Genomic DNA, 21,381 nt, shown 5'->3' with positions numbered 1-21,381 from the left:
AGTCTCTACCTCTTAATACAACTCTTTCATTCTATGGCCATGGGCTGGAAGTGTATAGCAACAACGCCATTTTGTTGTTCAAGTACTGTTCAAAACTCAATAAAAATTATGTGCGCTTCAAACAAATAGTTTTGATATTGGTTGTTGTGACAAAAAATCCTTAAACTATGCGCCACATAATCATTTAATGCCTTGAAAATATACCTTACCGCCACAATGTCTGTGATACATGATTTATCTCAGTATCCTTAGTTCAAAACTGGTAGAGACTGACGGCATTAAGAGTAGATCGAAAGCGATCTAAGAAAGAGAGATTCCTAACACATGATAACTAAGCTACTGACAAAGGTAATTGGCAGTCGCAATGACCGAACACTGCGCCGCCTTAGAAAAATTGTAAAAGAGATCAACAGCTACGAACCGACTTTTGAAACACTGACCGATGAAGAATTAAAAGCTAAAACGGTTGAGTTTCGTCAGCGCTTGGAACAGGGTGAAACCCTAGACCAATTGCTTCCTGAGGCATTTGCCACAGTACGTGAAGCTTCTAAGCGTGTATATGGTATGCGCCATTTCGACGTTCAGTTAATTGGTGGCATGGTATTGAATGCTGGCCAAATCGCAGAAATGCGTACGGGTGAAGGTAAAACATTAACCGCAACTTTACCTGCTTATCTAAATGCATTGCCAAGTAAAGGTGTGCATATCGTAACGGTCAATGATTACTTAGCCAAACGTGATGCAGAAACCAACCGTCCGTTATTTGAATTTCTTGGCATGACAGTTGGCATTAATGTGCCGAACATGCCACCTCAAGAAAAAAAAGTCGCTTACCAAGCGGATATTCTTTACGGAACCAATAATGAATTTGGTTTCGATTATCTGCGTGACAACATGGCATTTCGTAAAGAAGACCGTGTACAACGTGAGCGCTTCTTTGCTGTTGTCGATGAAGTGGACTCGATTCTTATTGATGAAGCTCGTACACCGCTGATTATTTCAGGTCCTGCAGAAGACAGCTCTGAGCTTTATATCCGTATTAACACGCTTATCCCGTTACTACAAAAGCAGGATAAAGAAGATTCCGAAGAATATCGTGGTGATGGTCACTACACCGTTGATGAAAAATCTAAACAGGTGCATCTAACCGAAACTGGCCAAGAATTCGTTGAAGAATTGATGGTTAAAAATGGTTTGATGGAAGAGGGCGATACACTTTACTCACCAACTAATATCAGTTTGCTGCATCACGTCAATGCCGCGCTGCGTGCCCATGTGTTATTTGAAAAAAATGTCGACTATATCGTCAATGAAGATGGTGAAGTGGTCATTGTTGATGAGCATACTGGTCGTACAATGCCGGGCCGTCGTTGGTCTGAAGGTTTACACCAAGCAGTAGAAGCCAAAGAAGGCGTTAAAATCCAAAACGAGAACCAAACTCTCGCCTCGATTACCTTCCAGAACTTCTTCCGTTTGTATAACAAATTGTCTGGCATGACAGGCACTGCGGATACTGAAGCATTCGAATTCCAATCGATTTATGGTTTAGAAACGGTGGTTATCCCGACCAATAAACCTATGGTTCGTAATGATATGCCCGATGTGGTTTATCGTACTGAAGCTGAGAAATTTGCAGCGATCATTGAAGACATCAAAGAGCGCGTCGAAAAAGGCCAGCCAACCTTGGTGGGTACCGTTTCGATTGAAAAATCAGAACTGCTCTCTAATGCTCTGAAAAAAGCCAAAGTTAAACATAACGTGCTGAACGCTAAATTCCACGAGAAAGAAGCGGAAATCGTAGCGCAAGCTGGTACGCCAAGTGCAGTGACTATTGCCACAAACATGGCCGGTCGTGGTACGGATATTGTGCTGGGTGGTAGTTGGCAGGCTCAAATTGAGCAGTTGGATAACCCAACACAAGAACAAATTGATGCTATTAAAGCAGAGTGGAAAATCGTCCATGATCAAGTATTAGCTTCGGGTGGTTTACATATCATCGGTACTGAGCGTCATGAATCTCGCCGTATTGATAACCAGCTACGTGGTCGTTCGGGTCGACAAGGGGATGCTGGTTCATCGCGTTTCTACCTTTCAATGGAAGACTCTCTACTGAGAATTTTTACTTCAGATCGTATGGCAAGCCTCATCCAAAGTGGTATGGATGAAGGTGAAGCGATTGAAAGTAAAATGCTATCGCGCTCGATTGAAAAAGCTCAACGCAAAGTTGAAGGTCGTAACTTTGATATTCGTAAACAGCTTCTTGAATACGATGATGTTGCCAATGACCAACGTAAAGTGGTTTACGAGCTGCGTGATGAACTGATGGATGCTGACGATATCAGCGACATGATTGCGTTAAACCGCCAAGATGTCTTTGCTTCAGTGATCAGTGAATACATTCCACCTCAATCTTTAGAAGATATGTGGGATATCGCAGGATTAGAAGATCGTTTGAAAAACGATTTTGACTTAACGCTTCCAATTCAAGCTTGGCTTGATGCCGACGACAAATTGTATGAAGAAGCGCTACGCGAGCGAATTCTTGAAGAAGCCGTTATTGTTTATCGTGCTAAAGAAGAAACCGTTGGTGCGTCAGTTCTTCGTAATTTCGAAAAATCCGTTATGCTACAAACACTCGATACCTTGTGGAAAGAGCACTTGGCGGCAATGGATCACTTGCGTCAAGGGATTCATTTACGCGGTTATGCACAAAAGAACCCGAAACAAGAGTACAAGCGTGAGTCATTTGAACTGTTTGAAGATATGTTGGACTCTTTGAAAATTGATGTGATCACTATTTTGTCGAAAGTACGTGTGCAGCAGCAAGAAGAAGTTGAACGTATGGAAGCTCAGCGTCAAGCGCAAGCTGAAGAAGCAGCGCGTCGCCAACAGTTTCAACATCAAAATGCTGAGAATCCATTAGCAGAAGGCAGTGATGAAACGGATGAGCATGCTCACCAACCTATGGTGCGCGAAGAGCGCAAAGTAGGCCGTAATGAACCTTGCCCTTGTGGTAGTGGTAAAAAATACAAGCAGTGCCATGGGCAAATAGGTTAATCACTATCTATTGAGTAAAGAGTCGCTTAAGCGGCTCTTTTTTTAACTAAATATTCTTTAACCTGCTGTAATACCAATCGTAGCAAATAACGGATCACCCTAGCTTGTTAAAAATCTCGATAACTGCGTTAGAGTTTTTGATTGTAGAATAACTACTTATCGAAAATTTCGCCTTGTTCTCAAGCTTTTTTCCTACGCTATTTCTGATCACTTACTTACTGTGATTGATATAAGGTTAACGCTAAATTGGAGTTGATATGAAACGTGTGCATATTGTTGCCGCTATTATTTTTAATGCCGATAAGTCAGAAGTTTACATCACAAAACGCCCGGCTCATTCACACAAAGGTGGCTACTGGGAATTTCCAGGAGGCAAGCTGGAGGTCGGTGAAACGGTAGAGCAAGCGATCACTCGTGAGCTTAATGAGGAGATCGGTATCGATGTTACCGAACAATCACCTTATCAATACTTAGAGTTTGACTATGCAGATAAAGCACTAAAGTTTGATTTTATATGTGTAACTCAATTTAACCATCAACCCTATGGAAAAGAAGGTCAGCAAGGGAAATGGGTGCCGGTTGCACAACTGGTTGATTACGCCTTTCCTGAGGCGAACCGACCGATATTGGAGCGAGTAGTAAAAGAGTTTGCTTGAGTATCTTGAACAAAATTTATCATCCAATGGTCAACACACCCTAGCCACCGTGATTAATTGTTGATAGTTTAAAGAAACACCCTGAATGTATAAAACGCTATCAGTTTAGGTTGATAGCGTAACAATGGAGAAAAACGCAATGGTGAGAATTGCGATTGCAGGAGCTGCGGGCAGAATGGGCCGCAACCTAGTTAAAGCCACTTATCAAAATCCAAATGCTCAAGTGGGGGCGGGGTCTGAACGTCCGGAATCGTCGCTGGTCGGTGTTGATATCGGTGAATTATGTGGTGAAGGCCGATTTGATATCGCTTTAGTCGATAATCTACAAAATGCGATTGATCACTTTGATGTAATTATCGACTTTACTGCTCCCGTAAGTACATTGGCAAATATTGAACTGTGCAAAAAACACGGTAAAAAATTGGTGATTGGTACGACGGGTTTTTCTGAAGCTGAAAAAGCGATCATCGAGTCTGCAGCACAAGAGATATCAATAGTGATGGCTCCCAACTACAGTGTTGGCGTAAACCTCGTGTTTAAGTTGCTTGAAAAGGCTGCCAGAGTAATGGGTGATTACTGTGATATTGAGATTATCGAAGCTCACCATCGCCATAAAGTGGATGCACCTTCTGGAACCGCAATCGGGATGGGGGAAGCAATTGCAGGTGCGATGGGGAATAAATTAAATGATGTGGCGGTGTATGCTCGTGAAGGCATTACTGGGGAACGAAGCAAAGATGAAATTGGCTTCGCCACAATTCGCGCTGGTGACATTGTTGGTGAGCATACAGCAATGTTTGCCGATATTGGTGAGCGTGTTGAAATTACTCACAAAGCGACAGATCGTATGACATTTGCCAATGGTGCCGTTAAAGCTGCCGTTTGGCTGAATGATAAACCGGCCGGCTTTTATAGTATGACTGATGTATTAGGTTTGAACGATCTTTAATTACATAATTATGCGCTAGTAAATACTAGCGCATCTGTTTTTCTTGCCAATGTTTCTCTTCAATTATCTTCCTCTATATCTTCTTTAACTTGCACTTTAATGTGTATTTTCTCTTGTCTTGAGTTGTTTTTGTTCTTAAGTCTCCAAAAGCTTGCCATTTGTTGCTTTAAGTAACGTTTGCGTCTATCTGTTTTGAATGGCTTGCTTTTAAATTAGGTTTACAATTGAGATTGAGGTGTTTATTGAAGCCATTTTTCTGTTTTGATGAGCTAAATGTGCATTTTTAATGGTTTGATGGCTCTTTTATGATGTAAGGCTTTAAATGTAAGTTTTATTTGTTATCAAATGTTGACAGGAATCACAGCGATCTTTAGAATACCGCCAATTTGTCTAAATCACCCTATAGCGCTATCTTATGGCGAAAAGGAAGGCAGATTTGCAGTTTAATTTATTTTTTTTGCATTTTTATTCCTGGAGGTTGTCTTGAGTAAATCAGCACTGTTAGTCCTAGAAGATGGGACGGTGTTCCACGGTGTATCCATTGGAGCGGATGGAACATCTGTCGGTGAAGTTGTTTTTAATACCTCGATGACGGGGTACCAAGAAATCCTCACTGATCCTTCTTATTCTCAACAAATCGTTACTCTCACTTATCCTCACATAGGCAATACCGGAACCAATTCCGAAGACGAAGAATCTTCCTCCATTCATGCACAAGGCCTTGTGATTCGCGATCTTCCTCTTATTGCTTCTAACTTCCGTAATGAAAAATCCCTTTCTGATTACCTCAAATCACAAAATATTGTCGGCATTGCTGATATCGATACGCGTAAGCTAACTCGTATTTTGCGTGAGAAAGGTGCACAGAATGGCTGCATTATGGCTGGCGATAGCTTAGATCAGGCATTGGCGCTAACCAAAGCGAAAGAGTTCCCAGGCTTAAAAGGAATGGATCTTGCGAAAGAGGTTACAACAAAAGAAGCGTATCAATGGAAACAAGGTTCGTGGACGCTTGAGGGCGGACTTCCAGAAGCGAAAGATGACAGCGAATTGCCATATCACGTTGTTGCCTATGATTTCGGAGCAAAGCGCAACATCTTACGCATGTTGGTTGACCGAGGCTGCCGCTTAACGGTTGTACCAGCTCAAACTTCGGCTGAAGAAGTTCTAGCACTGAAACCAGATGGTGTCTTTTTATCAAATGGTCCTGGTGACCCAGAACCATGTACTTATGCGATTGAAGCAACCAAAGTGTTCTTAGATAAAGAATTACCGGTATTTGGTATCTGTCTAGGACACCAAATTTTGGCATTAGCTTCTGGTGCAAAAACAGTAAAAATGAAGTTCGGCCATCATGGAGCGAACCACCCAGTCAAAGATTTAGATCGCAATGTGGTGATGATTACATCACAAAACCACGGTTTTGCTGCGGACGAAGCGACGTTGCCTGAAAACCTTCGAGCGACACATAAATCACTCTTTGATGGCTCATTACAAGGCATTCATCGCACGGATAAACCAGCATTTAGCTTTCAAGGTCACCCTGAAGCAAGTCCTGGCCCACATGATGCAGCCCCGCTTTTCGATCACTTTATCGAACTAATCAAAAAACACAGCGCTTAATTTCGGAGTAGTAGACAATGCCAAAACGTACTGACATTAAAAGTATTCTAATTCTAGGTGCTGGCCCGATTGTTATCGGTCAGGCATGTGAATTTGACTACTCAGGCGCTCAAGCCTGTAAAGCGCTGCGCGAAGAGGGTTATCGAGTTATTTTGGTTAACTCAAACCCTGCCACTATTATGACTGACCCAGAGATGGCCGATGCAACTTACATCGAGCCAATTCATTGGGAAGTGGTACGCAAGATTATTGAAAAAGAACGTCCAGATGCTGTATTGCCAACTATGGGCGGTCAAACGGCGCTTAACTGTGCACTTGATTTAGAAAAGCACGGTGTGCTTGCTGAGTTCGGTGTTGAAATGATTGGCGCAACGGCTGATGCGATTGATAAAGCAGAAGACCGTTCACGTTTTGATAAGGCAATGAAATCTATCGGTTTAGCCTGTCCTCGTGCCGATACAGCAAAAACGATGGAAGAAGCTTATCGCGTTCAAGAAATGGTCGGCTTCCCTTGTATCATTCGTCCATCTTTTACTATGGGTGGTACCGGTGGTGGTATTGCGTATAACAAAGAAGAGTTCGAAGAAATTTGTCGTCGTGGTCTTGATCTTTCTCCAACCAATGAACTCCTTATTGATGAGTCTTTGATTGGTTGGAAAGAATATGAAATGGAAGTCGTTCGCGATAAAGCGGACAACTGTATCATTGTTTGTGCGATTGAAAACTTTGACCCAATGGGCATCCATACGGGTGACTCAATCACAGTGGCACCGGCGCAAACGCTAACCGACAAAGAATATCAATTGATGCGTAATGCATCGCTAGCAGTATTGCGTGAAATCGGCGTTGAAACGGGCGGTTCAAACGTACAGTTTGGTATCAATCCGAAAGATGGCCGTATGGTCATCATCGAAATGAACCCGCGTGTATCTCGCTCTTCTGCTCTAGCGTCTAAAGCAACAGGTTTCCCTATTGCTAAAGTCGCAGCGAAACTGGCGGTTGGTTTTACCTTAGATGAGCTAATGAACGACATCACAGGTGGCGCGACTCCGGCTTCGTTTGAACCAACGATTGACTACGTTGTTACCAAGATCCCTCGTTTTAACTTCGAGAAATTCGCTGGTGCTAATGACCGCTTGACGACACAGATGAAGTCGGTGGGTGAGGTTATGGCCATTGGTCGTAACCAACAAGAGTCATTACAAAAAGCATTGCGTGGTTTAGAAATCGGTGTAAACGGTTTAGATGAAATGGTTGATCTAGACGCACCAGATGCGCTGACTACTATTCGTCATGAGCTAAAAGAAGCGGGCGCAGAACGTATTTGGTACATTGCTGATGCATTCCGCGCTGGTTTGTCAGTCGATGGTGTATTTAACCTAACCAACATCGACCGTTGGTTCCTTGTGCAAATCGAAGAATTAGTCAAGATGGAACAAGAGGTTAAAGCAGGTGGTTTTGCGGGCTTGAACGCTGATGTTCTGCGCAAAATGAAACGCAAAGGCTTCTCTGACGCGCGTCTTTCAACCTTACTTGGTGTTTCGGAAAGCGAAATTCGTCGTATGCGTGACCAACATGATATTCATCCAGTTTACAAACGTGTGGATACTTGTGCGGCAGAATTCTCCTCTGACACGGCTTATATGTATTCTTCTTATGATGAAGAGTGTGAAGCGCAGCCAACAGATAAAGACAAAATTATGGTACTTGGTGGTGGTCCTAACCGTATCGGCCAAGGTATTGAATTTGACTACTGCTGTGTGCATGCTTCTCTTGCACTGCGTGAAGACGGTTATGAAACCATTATGGTTAACTGTAACCCTGAAACGGTTTCAACGGATTACGACACATCGGATCGTCTCTACTTTGAACCAGTAACATTAGAAGATGTACTTTCTATCGTACGCGTAGAAAAACCAAAAGGCGTGATTGTGCAATACGGTGGTCAAACACCATTGAAATTGGCTCGCGCACTTGAAGCTGCTGGTGTGCCTATCATTGGTACAAGCCCTGACGCTATTGACCGCGCAGAAGACCGTGAGCGTTTTCAACAAGCTGTTGACCGTTTAGGTTTGCTTCAGCCAGAAAACGCAACCGTAACGACTATGGAGCAAGCGATTGAAAAATCGAAAGATATCGGTTTCCCTCTCGTGGTTCGCCCCTCTTATGTTCTCGGTGGTCGTGCGATGGAAATCGTCTATGACGAACAAGATTTACGTCGCTACTTCAACGAAGCGGTTAGCGTTTCGAATGAATCACCAGTACTGCTTGACCGTTTCCTAGATGATGCAGTGGAAGTCGATATCGATGCTATCTGTGATGGTGAGCGCGTTGTGATTGGCGGTATCATGGAGCACATCGAACAAGCGGGTGTTCACTCTGGTGACTCAGCATGTTCTCTTCCGGCTTACACGTTAAGCCAAGAAATCCAAGATGTGATGCGCGAGCAAGTTGAAAAACTGGCGTTTGAATTGGGTGTTCGTGGCCTAATGAATACACAGTTTGCGGTTAAAGATAACGAAGTTTACTTAATTGAAGTTAACCCTCGTGCTGCTCGTACTGTACCGTTTGTTTCAAAAGCAACGGGCGCTCCACTGGCAAAAATTGCAGCGCGTGTAATGGCTGGCCAATCTCTAGAGTCGCAAGGCTTCACCAAAGAGATTATCCCACCTTACTACTCGGTAAAAGAAGTGGTACTACCGTTTAATAAATTCCCAGGTGTTGACCCACTGTTAGGCCCAGAAATGCGCTCAACAGGTGAAGTGATGGGTGTTGGTGCAACGTTTGCTGAAGCATACGCTAAAGCAGAGCTTGGTTGTGGGAATGTTTACCCTGAAGGTGGTCGCGCATTGCTATCGGTTCGTGAAGGTGACAAACAACGAGTAGTTGATTTGGCTTCTAAGCTGGTTAAATTGGGTTACCAACTCGATGCAACTCATGGTACTGCGGTCATTTTGGGCGAAGCTGGTATTAACCCACGCTTAGTCAACAAGGTTCATGAAGGTCGCCCTCATATTCTTGACCGAATCAAGAATAATGAATACACCTATATCATCAATACCGCCGCGGGTCGCCAAGCGATTGAAGACTCTAAAGTTCTACGTCGTGGCGCATTGGCTGAGAAAGTGAACTACACCACAACTTTGAACGCTGCTTTTGCAACTTGTATGTCTCATACGGCAGATGCAAAATCGTCAGTGACATCAGTTCAAGAGTTGCACGCACAAGTTAAAGCTAACTTAGCTTAAGCTAGCTAAAAAATAATAAATCAGTAGTTCTCAGAGCTACATGACAACCTCATTGCCCGCTAAATTAAGCGGGCTTTTTTTGTTTACGAGAACTCCCCCAAACAACTTCAAGTAGGAAGGGCATATCACTTTAGTTAGGTTGTTTAGTACATTGTGAGTATTAATTTAATTGATGAATATTTGGAATGAATTGAAGGCGTGAGTTTCTCTTTTAGCAATGATTATTCAGTGTTAGCGTGAGCAAAATAACGCAGCGATTATGGATTAAATGGATATTTCAATTGAGGTTTTAGGACTACTTTTTTTGGTTGCCAGCGCTGCTGGTTTCATTGATGCAATGGCGGGAGGTGGTGGGTTATTAACGCTACCTGCTTTATTGGCAGCGGGTGTGCCTCCAGCTCAAGCTCTTGCAACCAATAAACTACAAAGCTCCTTTGGTAGTTTTTCAGCGACTTGGTATTTCGTGCGTAATGGCATGGTAAGCCTGAAAGAGATGAAACTTGCAATAGCTTGCACTTTTATTGGTTCAGCTTGTGGTGCAGAGTTGGTTCAGCATATTGATGCCAATTTACTAACCAGTTTAATTCCTATTCTTCTTATTAGCATTTCGCTGTATTTTTTGTTGGCTCCACAAACGAAAGCGGTCCAGGGTAATCCCCGACTATCAGAAGGTCTTTTTGCTTTTTTTATCGGTGGTGGTGTGGGCTTTTATGATGGTTTTTTTGGCCCCGGCACTGGTTCTATTTTCACGGTTTGTTTTGTTGTGCTTGGTCACTTTTCCTTAGTTGAAGCAACGGCAAGAACTAAGCTACTTAACTTCACCTCTAACGTCGCGGCATTACTATTCTTCTTGATTGCGGGATTACCTATTTGGGAAATTGGTTTGGTGATGGCTGTCGGTGGTTTTATCGGTGCGAGAATGGGAGCTAAAGTGGTCGTCACAAAAGGGCAGAAATGGATTCGTCCGTTGGTTATTGTTATGTCAATGCTGATGGCAGCGAAACTTCTTTGGCAACAGCATCCGCAATGGTTTCAATCAATTTTTTAATCCTTGGTGAGCGATAACTACTGCTACGCAAACAAATATGGATGGGGCGGACAAGCGCCTGTAATTGGTCGAAATCAAAACAATATTGTGGCTTGATATTGAGTGTTTTAATTACGGACAAGGGGACTAGTGCTGGCGTCATTCCCCCTAATGCTAATTGTGCTGAAGCCGTGTATGAGTCCATTTCCATCAAGGGCGTGATTGACAATTTGGCTAGTATATCAAGCTGATAAGTATTTGCAGGGTTTGACAAATCATTAGTGACTAATTGTGTTGGTAAGCTCGTTAGTGGCGTTTGGCTGACGATATAAAAGGGTTCATCGGCTAGGTGGAAAGCCATTAATCCATGATTAGCTGGTAAGTAACCTGCACAGAACCCAAGTGTTGCTTTTCCTGATTGCACATGTTGCACAATTCTCGGTGTGTGGTTGGTCGTGATAGTTATGAATTTATCTTGCTGTAGATAGTGGCCCATTGCCACATTTAGGTAACCAGCGACCAAGGTTTCTGAACAGTCGAGTTTGATTAAGGTATCATCAGTCAGTGCTTGCTGATCGAAGATTAAACCACATAACTCATTGAAGCTTGGACCAATACTCTCAACTAGAGCCAGTGCGTCGGTGGTCAGTTTTATCTGCCGCCCATCAGGCTCAATAAGTTTCTTCCCGAGTCTCTTTTCTAAATTAGCAATACGCTTACTCACCGCAGATTGGCTAATATAGAGCAAACTGCCAGTTCGGCTCATGGTTTTTTCTTTGCTTAACATAAGCAAGGTTTCGATACCTTCAAGCAGCATAATTAAAGAGCATTGGGAATAGGTGAGCCTACTCTACACTATTATTTCGAGCTGAGGTTACTTATTAAGTGCAAATGTGGGCAGTGACAAATGCCAACGAATTGCACCTAATCGAATGATGAGCGTTGAAAGCACTCCAGCGATAAAAGCGCTTGAATTATCATAGCCCATTGCTAGTGCGGTCGTATGAAATAGGCCGCCAATAATACATGCTGTGGCGTATACTTCACTGCGTAATACCATCGGGATTTCGCGAGCTAATACATCGCGAATAATGCCACCACCACAACCAGTAATGACTCCCATGATGACAGCAACGATGGCTGAATCTTGATAAAGCATTGCTTTTTCTACACCGATCCCAACAAAGACCGCCAAACCAATGGCATCACAGACAGGTAATATCCACCAAGCAACTCGCTTGGGTCGACGAACTAACAACATGGTGAGTACGCAGGTGATAAAAATAACCCAAAGGTAAGTGGTGTCTTTTATCCAAAAAACGGGAGTAGCCCCGAGCGCCATATCACGGATGGTGCCGCCACCAATGGCGGTAACACTGGCTAATACAACGACACCAAAGGGATCCATTTTTAGTCGGCCAGCAAGTAATACCCCTGAAATGGCAAAGATAGCCGTACCAAATAAATCAATCAAGTAGAGCAACACGGAGTCCATTTTACTAGGTTCTCTTTATAGTTAATGGAACAGAATTCGGGCTCGAATTGTACGAGATTTTAGCGTGTTAGTGCTAGCGTTTTTGCCGGATGTGTGCGAAGTGATCACATACTTCTTCAATTGCATTCAATGTGCGAGGCGTTGGCCTATTTAACCAATCTGAAGTTAAAGACCAAACAAAGTCATGCTGAACGGCGAATAATTGTTGCTGCCATTTTGACCACATATGACCGTTTTTGATCGCCTGTTCAGAAGTAAATATAGCGTCGGGGTTAGCGAGTAATACTTGTTCAATGCCCACTTGAGGATAGGGCGATGGACTATCGGCAAAAATATTCTCACCACCGCAGAAACGAAATACTTCGCTAGGCCAGCTGTCTTGCGCCAGTGTGATGATCGGTTTCTCACTGAGTTGATAAAAATAACGAACTTTAGTACCGGAATGGTAGCGCTGTTTGAATATCGCTAAGGATTGTCGAAAGTTGTGCGCCGCATTTTTCCCGATTTGTGGATTATCGGCATATTGACTGAGTTGCTCGATATTAGTGGCGATATCTTCTAAGGTTTTGGTTTCTGTTGAGTAAATGGTTAGCCCTAGCTGTTTTAGTTTTGCTATCTCTTTAGCGGGGTTGCCAGAAGGCCAAACGATCACTAAATCTGGTTGTAGTTTTAGAATGCGTTCTAAATTAATACCTTGATAATTTGCTACTTTTTCTAATTTTTTCGCTTGAGGTGGATAGTCGCTGTATTCACTAACAGCAACCAGTTTATCACCAAGGCCAGCGGCAAAAGCTAGCTCTGTCGCGTGAGGTGCTAAGCTGATAATGCGTTCTACTTGAGCTTGAACTGGGTTGATAATCCCAACGAATAGAAGACAAAGGAAGGTCAATATGCGCAATTTATAGCCCTTGATTAATCATGAGGAGTAGAGCGCTTTCTAGCACCAGCCAAGCAAAAATTCGCCACGCGAGCAGTTTTTGTAATTGAGATAAATGAATAGCAGCAGGTGCGACGCGCCCCCCAATTTTAACTCGGATAGCTTTTTTCTCACCGTAAATGGCTGGCCCACCAAGTGACAATTCTAATTTGTTGCCGACGGCGGTTAATAGCCATCCTGGACCCGGCAAAGGCCAGACTTTACTTTGCTGTATCATGGCCGTAAACGTGGTCAATGCTTTATCACCGATGACGATCAACACACTAAATAAGCGCAAAGGAATGAAATCTAGAATAGCGAGCAAGCGTATTACCGGTAAACCAAATGGGTGAAATCTTTGGCGAGAAGGCGACCATGCTCTCGCGAGTTCAGCCACTAGGCGATACATTAATGCTCCAGTTGCGCCTAAGCATGCATACCAAAATAGAACACCGATAACATTGCGGCCATAGCCCATGATGATCGTCTCTGCCCCCGCTTTTCCTAATCCTAGCGGTGATAAACTTTCTGTCGTTCTATTAACAAAAGGTGCGAGTAAGCGTCGTGCTAGTTTTTTATCTTCTTTGGCTAAAGCGTTAATCAGTTGGCTCGCAAGTTGTTCTTGGCTGCGCCAATCAAAAGCCAACAGAAGAATCGCTAAATCAAAAAGTTGAGGTTGCCAAACCAGAGGTTTGAGGGCAATCAGAATGGCCAGTGCTGGCAAGCACATCAGCAGCAAGGCTAGCGTACCGGAGATTACACTTTGCGAGTAACTGTTATTGGTATTGACTTTATCGGCGAGTATTTCAGCAAATTTGTGCCATAAAGTTACTGGGTGCGCGTTACGAGGGATGGGCAAAATGAGATGAAATACAATCGCTCCCCACATAACGAGGAGCGAACCATTGGCATAAAACGGCTTCAACATCTCTTCCATGATGATCGTCGCTTGGCTTACTTAAGAAGCTCAACCATTTTGATCACCATTTCAGAGGAGCTTTGCGATGCAAGTGGCAAGAACTCATCAAATGACATTGGTGATTCTTTATCCGCAACGTCAGAAATCGCGCGAACTACTACAAAAGGAACATTGAACTGATGACAGGTTTGTGCGACTGCTGATGCTTCCATTTCTACTGCGATGACGCTTGGGAAGTGCTGGCGGATAAAGGCTTGGCGTTCAGCAGTACAGACAAAAGCATCACCGGTACAAATAAGACCACGCACCGCGTGTTTATCTTCCATTTGGGTCAGTGCTTTTTCAGCAATGTTCATCAGCGTTTCATCGGCTTTAAAAGCGGCAGGTTGCCCAGCCATTTGGCCCATCTCATAGCCAAAAGCAGTGACATCTGCATCGTGGTGGCGAACTTCGCTAGAAATAACCACATCACCCATTGTTAAGCTCGCATCAAAGCCACCCGCAGAGCCGGTATTAATCACAACATCTGGTTGGTATTCTTCAAGTAAAATCGTTGTGCCAATAGCTGCCGCTACTTTACCAATTCCAGATTGAAGAAGTACGACATCCACCCCATGGATTTGACCGATAAAGTAAGTGCAACCAGCTTTACTTACTTGTTGCACATTGTTAATTGCGTTTTTTAAAATCGCGACTTCTTGTTCCATCGCGCCAATGATGCCGATTTTCATGAGGATTCTCTTATTCGGTTAATAATAAAAATTGGCTGAAGTTTAACATGAAACTTTCCACTAGAGCGATAAGGTACTTTTTATTCGAGTAGTCCGGCTTTGGTTAAGTTTTCTCTGAGTAGTTCAACTCGCTTGCGGTTAACGCCCATATCCGAATAGCCAATGCGTGATTCAGAACGAACGATTAATCGTCGCTTATCAATTTTTAATTCAAGATCATCAACAAAGCGCATTATACGGCTAGTATATTCAATGCGTAGATAGTTATCTTCTTTGCTTGCGGTTTTAGAACGTGGAATAGAAAGGGCAACAGCTTCAATTTGATCTAAAGAAACGCCAGCTTTGAGGATGAAGGGCGAAACCGAGAAAGCATTGCGATCATCTTGAGTGGATACACAATTGGGTTTATCGCCGCAAGGTGTTGCTGTGCGGTCGGTCATGGTGGTAACTCCTTGACTGCATGCTGTTAATGTTGAAAACAGTAATAGACTAAATAGTAAACGCATCTTTTTCCCTATGGTATTTATTTTATAGGTTAAGCAAAAGGATTCACTTTTGTGTGAATCCTTTATTTACTTGAAACGGTATAATTGTTGATTGTGCTTTTTTGTATTGGGTTTTTAGTAGTTAAGACTTAAAGCTCTAAGTAATCAAGTATTCCTTCAGCAGCTTTACGGCCTTCATCAATGGCGGTGACGACTAAATCAGAGCCGCGAACCGCATCACCACCAGCGAAGATTTTTTCATTGCTAGTTTGGTATTGGAAGGACTGCACTGAAGGCGCTTTAATTCTTCCCCACTGATCAAGATCAACACCAAATGGTTCAAGCCAAGGCATAGCATGAGGTTGGAAGCCAAAAGCCATGATTACCGCATCGGCAGCGAGTACGTGTTCACTACCTGCTACTGGTTCTGGGCGACAACGTCCTGCTTCATCAGCTGCTCCTAAAGCTGTTTTAACCACTTTTACCCCGGTCACTTGACCAGTGGCATTAGTTTCAATGCCCAGCGGTTGAAGGTTGAACATAAATTCAACGCCTTCTTCTTTCGCATTTTTTACTTCACGGCGAGAGCCTGGCATGTTCTCTTCATCTCGGCGATAAGCACAAATGACTTGATCCGCATTTTGGCGAATTGAGGTTCGAACACAGTCCATAGCCGTATCACCACCGCCTAAAACGACGACTTTTTTATGGGCCATATCAATGAAAGGTTGCTCGGATTCCAGTCCCATCACTTTATATGTATTAGACACTAAAAAGGGGAGAGCATCGTAAACGCCTTCGGCTTCTTCGTTGGCAAGGCCTGCGCGCATATTTTGATAAGTGCCAACGCCAAGAAATACCGCGTCGTAATCATCAACTAAGCTTTGCAGCTCAATATCTTTGCCTACTTCAACATTGAGTTGGAATTCAACGCCCATTTCACTAAAGATGCGACGGCGATTTTCCATTACGCCTTTTTCCAATTTAAAAGATGGAATACCGAAGGTGAGCAAGCCGCCGATCTCTGGATATCGATCGAACACAACGGGTTTGACTCCATTGCGCACTAAAACATCCGCCGCTGCCAAACCGGCTGGTCCTGCACCAATAATCGCGACTTTTTTATCTGTCCACTCGACATTTGACATGTCAGGTTTCCAGCCCATTTCAAAGGCTTTATCGGTAATGTATTTTTCAATATTACCAATCGTTACTGCGCCAAAGTCATTGTTGAGTGTACAAGAACCTTCACATAAACGATCTTGAGGGCATACTCGGCCACACACTTCTGGCAAGCTGTTGGTTTGATGAGAAAGCTCTGCCGCTTCAATAATTCGCCCTTCATTGGCGAGTTTTAACCACTGTGGAATATAGTTATGTACTGGGCATTTCCACTCACAGTACGGGTTACCACAATCTAAACAGCGGTCAGCTTGGGCGGTTGCTTGCTGCTTAGTGAATGGTTCGTAGATCTCGACAAATTCAATTTTACGAATAGTGATCGGTTTCTTCGCCGGGTCAACTCGACTCACATCAATAAATTGGTATACGTTCTGGCTCATAAATCTGGCTCCTTCCAATTATTGTGCTTGAACGCGCAGCTCTGCGGCACTACGGCTTTGATGGCCTAGTAGTGTGCTGAGATCGGCAGCTTGTGGTTTAACGAGATAGAACTTTGGTATCCATTCATCAAAGTTTGCGAGAATATGTTCGGCATGAACTGAACCGGTTTCTTCCAAATGCTCAGCGATTAAACCACGTAAATGCTCTTGGTGGATGTATAAATCTTGCAATGAAACGGCTTCGACAGATTCACTGTTAACTCGACCTTGGAAATCACCGTTTTCGTCCATCACGTAAGCAAATCCGCCGGTCATACCAGCGCCGAAGTTCACTCCTGTCGCACCAAGAATGGCAACAATGCCGCCAGTCATGTACTCACAAGCGTTATCACCAGCACCTTCGATGACGGTGATGGTGCCAGAGTTACGCACGCCAAAGCGTTCCCCCGCTTTACCAGCGGCAAACAGTTTTCCACCGGTTGCGCCATATAAGCAAGTGTTGCCGACAATGGTAGCTTCGTGGCAATTAAAGGTTGTGCCAAGGTGCGGCTTGATCACTAACTTGCCCCCGGCCATGCCTTTACCAACATAGTCGTTTGCATCACCAGTCAGATATAGTTCAACGCCACCAGCATTCCATACACCGAAAGATTGGCCAGCGGTACCGTCAAGGTGAATTTTTATCGGTGAAGCCGCCACACCTTGGTTTCCGTAACGTTTAGCGATTTCCCCCGATAAGCGTGCCCCGATAGAGCGGTCTGTATTTCGCACATTGTAATACAAGTTGATCGATTGTTGAGATTCGAGCGCGCTTAGCGCATCGTCAACGATCTGTTGGTTAAGTTGAGCTTTATCAAACGGTGTGTTTGGTTCAGTCCAATACAGCGGATGATGATGTTGAGAGACCGGTGCTTCTAACAAGCCAGATAGATCAAGCTTGCTTTGTTTGGCGGTCATGCCAGCGACGACTTCCAATAAGTCCGTGCGGCCAATCAAGTCGGTAAGTTTTTCAACGCCAAGCTCTGCTAGGTATCCGCGCACTTCATCAGCAAGGCCGATAAAGTAGTTCATCACCATTTCAGGTAAGCCTTTAAAATACTCTTTACGCAGCGTTTCATCTTGCGTTGCGACACCTGTTGCACAGTTGTTTAAATGGCAAATGCGTAAGAATTTACAGCCCATTGCGACCATAGGTGCAGTACCAAACCCAAAGCTCTCTGCGCCGAGAATCGCGCCTTTGACTACATCAAGTCCGGTCTTCAATCCGCCATCCACTTGTAAACGAATTTTATGACGCAGGCCATTCGCTACTAATGCTTGTTGGGTTTCAGCCAAACCAAGTTCCCACGGGCTGCCTGCGTACTTAACCGAGGTGAGTGGGCTTGCTGCAGTGCCACCGTCATAACCGGAAATAGTGATAAGGTCAGCGTAGGCTTTAGCCACACCGGTAGCGATGGTGCCAACGCCCGGTTCTGAAACGAGCTTGACCGAAATAAGCGCTTTAGGGTTTACCTGTTTAAGGTCGAAAATTAGCTGCGCTAAATCTTCGATTGAATAGATATCGTGGTGCGGTGGTGGCGAAATTAGGGTTACCCCTTGCACTGAGTAACGTAGTTTGGCAATTTCCGCGGTGACTTTATGCCCCGGAAGTTGTCCACCTTCACCTGGTTTTGCACCTTGGGCAACTTTTATTTGTAAGACATCGGCATTGGTTAAGTAATGCGGTGTCACACCAAAGCGACCTGAAGCAACCTGCTTGATACGCGAGTTTCGCTCGGTGCCAAAGCGACGCGGATCTTCACCACCTTCGCCAGAGTTGGAATAGCCACCTAAACGGTTCATGGCTGTCGCAAGTGCCTCATGTGCTTCTGGGCTTAATGCACCAATGGACATTGCGGCAGAATCGAAGCGTTTAAACAGCTCGGTACTAGGTTCGACTTGCTCTAGCGCTAAAGGTGAGGCTGATTTTTTTAGCTTGAGAAGGTCGCGCAACATAGCCACTGGGCGAGCATTGACTTGCTGAGCAAAAGCGTTGTAATCGGACGTTTCCCCCGATTTTACGGCTTGTTGTAATGTGCCGACCACATCAGGGTTGTAAGCATGATATTCACCACCGTGTACATATTTCAGTAATCCGCCATGTTCAAGCGTTTTACGTTTGGTCCAAGCTTTGCGCGCAAGGTTGTAGAGATCTTGTTGAAAATCTTCAAAATGAGCGCCTTGAATGCGAGTGGTGACACCTTTGAAACACAAATTGACGACGTCACTATGCAAACCTACCGCTTCAAATAATTGTGAACAACGGTAAGAGGCTATGGTTGAAATGCCCATTTTGGACATGATCTTCAATAAGCCTTTATCAATACCGTAGCGATAGTTTTGCATCACTTCGCGGTAGCTTTTTTCTAAGGTACCGTCATCGATCAGCTTGCTTAATGTTTCGTAAGCGAGGTAGGGATAAACGGCTGTGGCACCAAAGCCTAGCAAGACGGCAAACTGATGAGGATCACGTGCGGTGGCAGTTTCAACGATAATATTGGCATCACAGCGCAAGTTCGCTTCGACTAAGCGAGTTTGTACTGCGCCTACTGCCATAGCCGCCGGGATCGGTAGCGTCTCTTTAGTTAATTCTCTATCAGATAATACGATCAGTACTGAGCCTTGGCGAACCTCTTGCTCGGCTTGTTTACAGAGATCAAGCAGCGCTTGTTGGAGATCTTTTTGCTGAGGATCGTAATTGATATCCAATCTGCTATGTCGGTAGTGTTTATCACTTAGCTTGAGCAGTTGTTGCATATCTGAATAAAGTAAAACAGGGGAGTCAAACGTCACGCGATACGCATGGCCATCGGTTTCGCAAAAGACGTTCATCTCTTGACCGACGCTGGTGGCAAGAGACATCACGTGCTTTTCACGCAGTGGATCGATTGGTGGGTTGGTGACTTGTGCAAATTTCTGGCGGAAATAGTCGGTTACCAAGCGTTCTTTTGATGAAAGTACCGCCATCGGCGTATCGTCACCCATCGAACCTACGGCTTCTTGTCCCACATCACCCAGCACGCGCAGCACTTGATCGATCTCTTCGTTGCTCATCGCAAACTGTTTTTGATAGGTTTTTAGCTCGTCATTACCGAAGCTGCGTTCGCCCACCAAATCGTCACTGAGTTCAGAAAATGGCGTTAATCGATGGACGTTATTTTTCATCCATTCGCCATAAGGGTGGCGGTTTTTTAGATCATTATCGATTTCACTGGATTGCCAAAGTTTGCCTTGGCGAGTATCGATTACCAACAGTTCACCAGGTCCAACACGCCCTTTTTCTGCCACTTCATCGGGGGCGTAATCCCAAATGCCAACTTCAGAGGCGAGGGTAATGAGCTTATCTTTGGTTATGACATAACGGGCAGGGCGCAGGCCGTTGCGATCCAAGTTACAGGCGGCGTAACGTCCATCAGACAAGACGATGCCAGCTGGACCATCCCATGGTTCCATGTGTTTTGAGTTAAAGTCATAGAAAGCACGAAGATCTGGGTCCATATCGGGGTGGTTTTGCCATGCTGGCGGTACCAACATACGCATTGCTCGGAAGATATCCATGCCGCCAGCTAAAAAGAGGTCAAGCATATTGTCGAGACTGGAAGAGTCCGAACCTGTCTCATTAACGAACGGAGCCGCTGTTTGTAGATCGGGCAATAGCGGTGAAGCAAATTTATAAGCACGGGCTCTTGCCCATTGGCGATTACCTTCAATAGTGTTGATTTCACCATTGTGCGCTAAGTAGCGGAACGGTTGAGCAAGCGGCCAACGGGGTTGGGTATTGGTTGAGAAACGCTGGTGGAACAAGCAAATGGCAGATTCCATGCGTAAGTCGGCAAGATCGAGATAAAAGCGTGGTAGATCCGCAGGCATGCACAAGCCTTTATAAACAATAACTTGTGTTGATAGTGAGCAGATATAGAAATCGCGATCATCGGTGATCTGCTTTTCAATACGGCGGCGAGCAATGTATAAGCGTCGTTCAACATCTCTTTCACGCCAGCCGGCAGGCGCTGAAATAAAGACCTGCTGAATATCAGGGACGGAGTCTGCCGCGATAGGTCCAAGAACACTTTTATTGGTTGGCACAGTGCGCCAGCCCGTAACAGTGAGCGTTTCTTGTGCTAATTGTTGGTTGATAATATCGCGCGCGGCTTGCGCTTTAGTTGGGTCTTGGCTGAGGAAAATCATGCCGATAGCGTATTGCTTACTGAGCTTCCACCCTTTTTCTTCGGCGATAAGTTTGAGGTATGAATCTGGCTTTTGAAGCAATAAGCCACAGCCATCACCGGTTTTACCATCGGCTGCGATGCCGCCTCGGTGAGTCATGCGATCTAATGCTGCAATCGCCGTTCTTACTAATTTATGACTAGTTTGACCTTCCATATGCGCGATCAAACCAAATCCACAGTTGTCTTTCTCCAAACTTGGATCATATAGAGCCATTGCAATTCTCCCTTTGCTTCTCTGTCATCCAGACAGTAAATGACTAACTATTCTATTTTTATTATTTTTAGTGCGTATTCATGTGCCATTTTTGATTTTAATTTTAACAAAAATGGTCAATTTAATTTTCACTGACTTCACAAGCTATAGCTTATTATGGATAAGGTCAAGTTCTTGGTGAAAAATCACGTTGGAATGCGATTTACCATGTAATTGTCTGAATTAAACTAA

14 protein-coding genes are annotated in these 21,381 nt (G+C 44.3%); 6 read left to right on the top strand and 8 right to left on the bottom strand.

The genetic code is table 11. The annotated features are described in order from the left end of the window. Positions 1 to 324 precede the first annotated feature (324 nt). From secA to HGG78_RS04565, 6 genes are all read left to right on the top strand, one after another. Entirely contained in the window at positions 325 to 3,057 is a 2,733-nt protein-coding gene (gene secA / locus HGG78_RS04590; RefSeq protein WP_172532207.1) for a preprotein translocase subunit SecA, read from the top strand. Positions 3,058 to 3,314: 257 nt separating this feature from the next. Beyond that, entirely contained in the window at positions 3,315 to 3,713 is a 399-nt protein-coding gene (mutT, locus tag HGG78_RS04585) for an 8-oxo-dGTP diphosphatase MutT (RefSeq protein ID WP_172532206.1), read from the top strand. A gap of 124 nt (positions 3,714 to 3,837) precedes the next feature. Then, entirely contained in the window at positions 3,838 to 4,662 is an 825-nt protein-coding gene (gene dapB, locus HGG78_RS04580) for a 4-hydroxy-tetrahydrodipicolinate reductase (protein WP_172532205.1), read from the top strand. A gap of 483 nt (positions 4,663 to 5,145) precedes the next feature. Further along, on the top strand, positions 5,146 to 6,285 hold the full coding sequence (gene carA, locus HGG78_RS04575) for a glutamine-hydrolyzing carbamoyl-phosphate synthase small subunit (protein WP_172532204.1): 1,140 nt from the start codon (positions 5,146 to 5,148) through the stop codon (positions 6,283 to 6,285). A 17-nt stretch (positions 6,286 to 6,302) separates the two neighbouring features. Continuing rightward, complete coding sequence (carB, locus tag HGG78_RS04570) at positions 6,303 to 9,533, top strand: carbamoyl-phosphate synthase large subunit (protein ID WP_053310792.1); 3,231 nt, start codon at positions 6,303 to 6,305, stop codon at positions 9,531 to 9,533. Positions 9,534 to 9,801: 268 nt separating this feature from the next. Further along, positions 9,802 to 10,581 (top strand): TSUP family transporter, encoded by a 780-nt coding sequence (locus tag HGG78_RS04565; protein WP_172532203.1) that lies wholly within the window; start codon positions 9,802 to 9,804, stop codon positions 10,579 to 10,581. On the opposite strand, the gene HGG78_RS04560 is transcribed toward HGG78_RS04565, so the two are convergent. The 8 genes from HGG78_RS04560 to gltB form a co-directional block, all read right to left on the bottom strand. Beyond that, a complete protein-coding gene (locus HGG78_RS04560) occupies positions 10,511 to 11,377 on the bottom strand; it encodes a LysR family transcriptional regulator (protein ID WP_172532202.1) in 867 nt (288 codons plus the stop codon). The two genes, HGG78_RS04565 and HGG78_RS04560, sit on opposite strands and share 71 nt — an antisense overlap. Positions 11,378 to 11,434: 57 nt before the next feature. Then, positions 11,435 to 12,055: a TRIC cation channel family protein gene (locus tag HGG78_RS04555; RefSeq protein WP_053310795.1), complete on the bottom strand. Its 621-nt coding sequence runs from the start codon at positions 12,053 to 12,055 to the stop codon at positions 11,435 to 11,437. Positions 12,056 to 12,128: 73 nt separating this feature from the next. Beyond that, the gene (gene btuF / locus HGG78_RS04550; RefSeq protein WP_420911165.1) at positions 12,129 to 12,953 is read right to left on the bottom strand and encodes a vitamin B12 ABC transporter substrate-binding protein BtuF; all 825 of its coding nucleotides are present in this window, start codon (positions 12,951 to 12,953) and stop codon (positions 12,129 to 12,131) included. A 1-nt stretch (position 12,954) separates the two neighbouring features. Next, a complete protein-coding gene (locus HGG78_RS04545) occupies positions 12,955 to 13,908 on the bottom strand; it encodes a cobalamin biosynthesis family protein (protein WP_172532201.1) in 954 nt (317 codons plus the stop codon). A 17-nt stretch (positions 13,909 to 13,925) separates the two neighbouring features. Further along, the gene (gene mtnN, locus HGG78_RS04540) at positions 13,926 to 14,621 is read right to left on the bottom strand and encodes a 5'-methylthioadenosine/S-adenosylhomocysteine nucleosidase (RefSeq protein WP_172532200.1); all 696 of its coding nucleotides are present in this window, start codon (positions 14,619 to 14,621) and stop codon (positions 13,926 to 13,928) included. Between the two features lie 80 nt (positions 14,622 to 14,701). Next, positions 14,702 to 15,127, bottom strand: coding sequence for a DUF1499 domain-containing protein (locus HGG78_RS04535; protein WP_080996360.1), 426 nt, complete (start codon positions 15,125 to 15,127; stop codon positions 14,702 to 14,704). Positions 15,128 to 15,255: 128 nt separating this feature from the next. Then, a complete protein-coding gene (locus tag HGG78_RS04530; RefSeq protein WP_053310799.1) occupies positions 15,256 to 16,668 on the bottom strand; it encodes an FAD-dependent oxidoreductase in 1,413 nt (470 codons plus the stop codon). An 18-nt stretch (positions 16,669 to 16,686) separates the two neighbouring features. After that, positions 16,687 to 21,150 (bottom strand): glutamate synthase large subunit, encoded by a 4,464-nt coding sequence (gltB, locus tag HGG78_RS04525; protein ID WP_172532199.1) that lies wholly within the window; start codon positions 21,148 to 21,150, stop codon positions 16,687 to 16,689. Between the last annotated feature and the right edge of the window lie 231 nt (positions 21,151 to 21,381).

Source organism: Vibrio aestuarianus, from assembly GCF_012395185.1.
Classification (GTDB): Bacteria; Pseudomonadota; Gammaproteobacteria; order Enterobacterales; family Vibrionaceae; genus Vibrio; species Vibrio aestuarianus.
This window is presented reverse-complemented; position numbering and strand designations above follow the sequence as displayed.

What these genes read in the sequence shown, in the direction of transcription:
- HGG78_RS04545 (WP_172532201.1), bottom strand. Translation starts at nt 13,908, where the DNA reads ATGGAAGAGATGTTGAAGCCGTTTTATGCCAATGGTTCGCTCCTCGTT.
- secA (WP_172532207.1), top strand. Translation starts at nt 325, where the DNA reads ATGATAACTAAGCTACTGACAAAGGTAATTGGCAGTCGCAATGACCGA.
- HGG78_RS04535 (WP_080996360.1), bottom strand. Translation starts at nt 15,127, where the DNA reads ATGCGTTTACTATTTAGTCTATTACTGTTTTCAACATTAACAGCATGC.
- HGG78_RS04560 (WP_172532202.1), bottom strand. Translation starts at nt 11,377, where the DNA reads ATGCTGCTTGAAGGTATCGAAACCTTGCTTATGTTAAGCAAAGAAAAA.
- carB (WP_053310792.1), top strand. Translation starts at nt 6,303, where the DNA reads ATGCCAAAACGTACTGACATTAAAAGTATTCTAATTCTAGGTGCTGGC.
- HGG78_RS04530 (WP_053310799.1), bottom strand. Translation starts at nt 16,668, where the DNA reads ATGAGCCAGAACGTATACCAATTTATTGATGTGAGTCGAGTTGACCCG.
- mtnN (WP_172532200.1), bottom strand. Translation starts at nt 14,621, where the DNA reads ATGAAAATCGGCATCATTGGCGCGATGGAACAAGAAGTCGCGATTTTA.
- gltB (WP_172532199.1), bottom strand. Translation starts at nt 21,150, where the DNA reads ATGGCTCTATATGATCCAAGTTTGGAGAAAGACAACTGTGGATTTGGT.
- mutT (WP_172532206.1), top strand. Translation starts at nt 3,315, where the DNA reads ATGAAACGTGTGCATATTGTTGCCGCTATTATTTTTAATGCCGATAAG.
- HGG78_RS04565 (WP_172532203.1), top strand. Translation starts at nt 9,802, where the DNA reads ATGGATATTTCAATTGAGGTTTTAGGACTACTTTTTTTGGTTGCCAGC.
- HGG78_RS04555 (WP_053310795.1), bottom strand. Translation starts at nt 12,055, where the DNA reads ATGGACTCCGTGTTGCTCTACTTGATTGATTTATTTGGTACGGCTATC.
- dapB (WP_172532205.1), top strand. Translation starts at nt 3,838, where the DNA reads ATGGAGAAAAACGCAATGGTGAGAATTGCGATTGCAGGAGCTGCGGGC.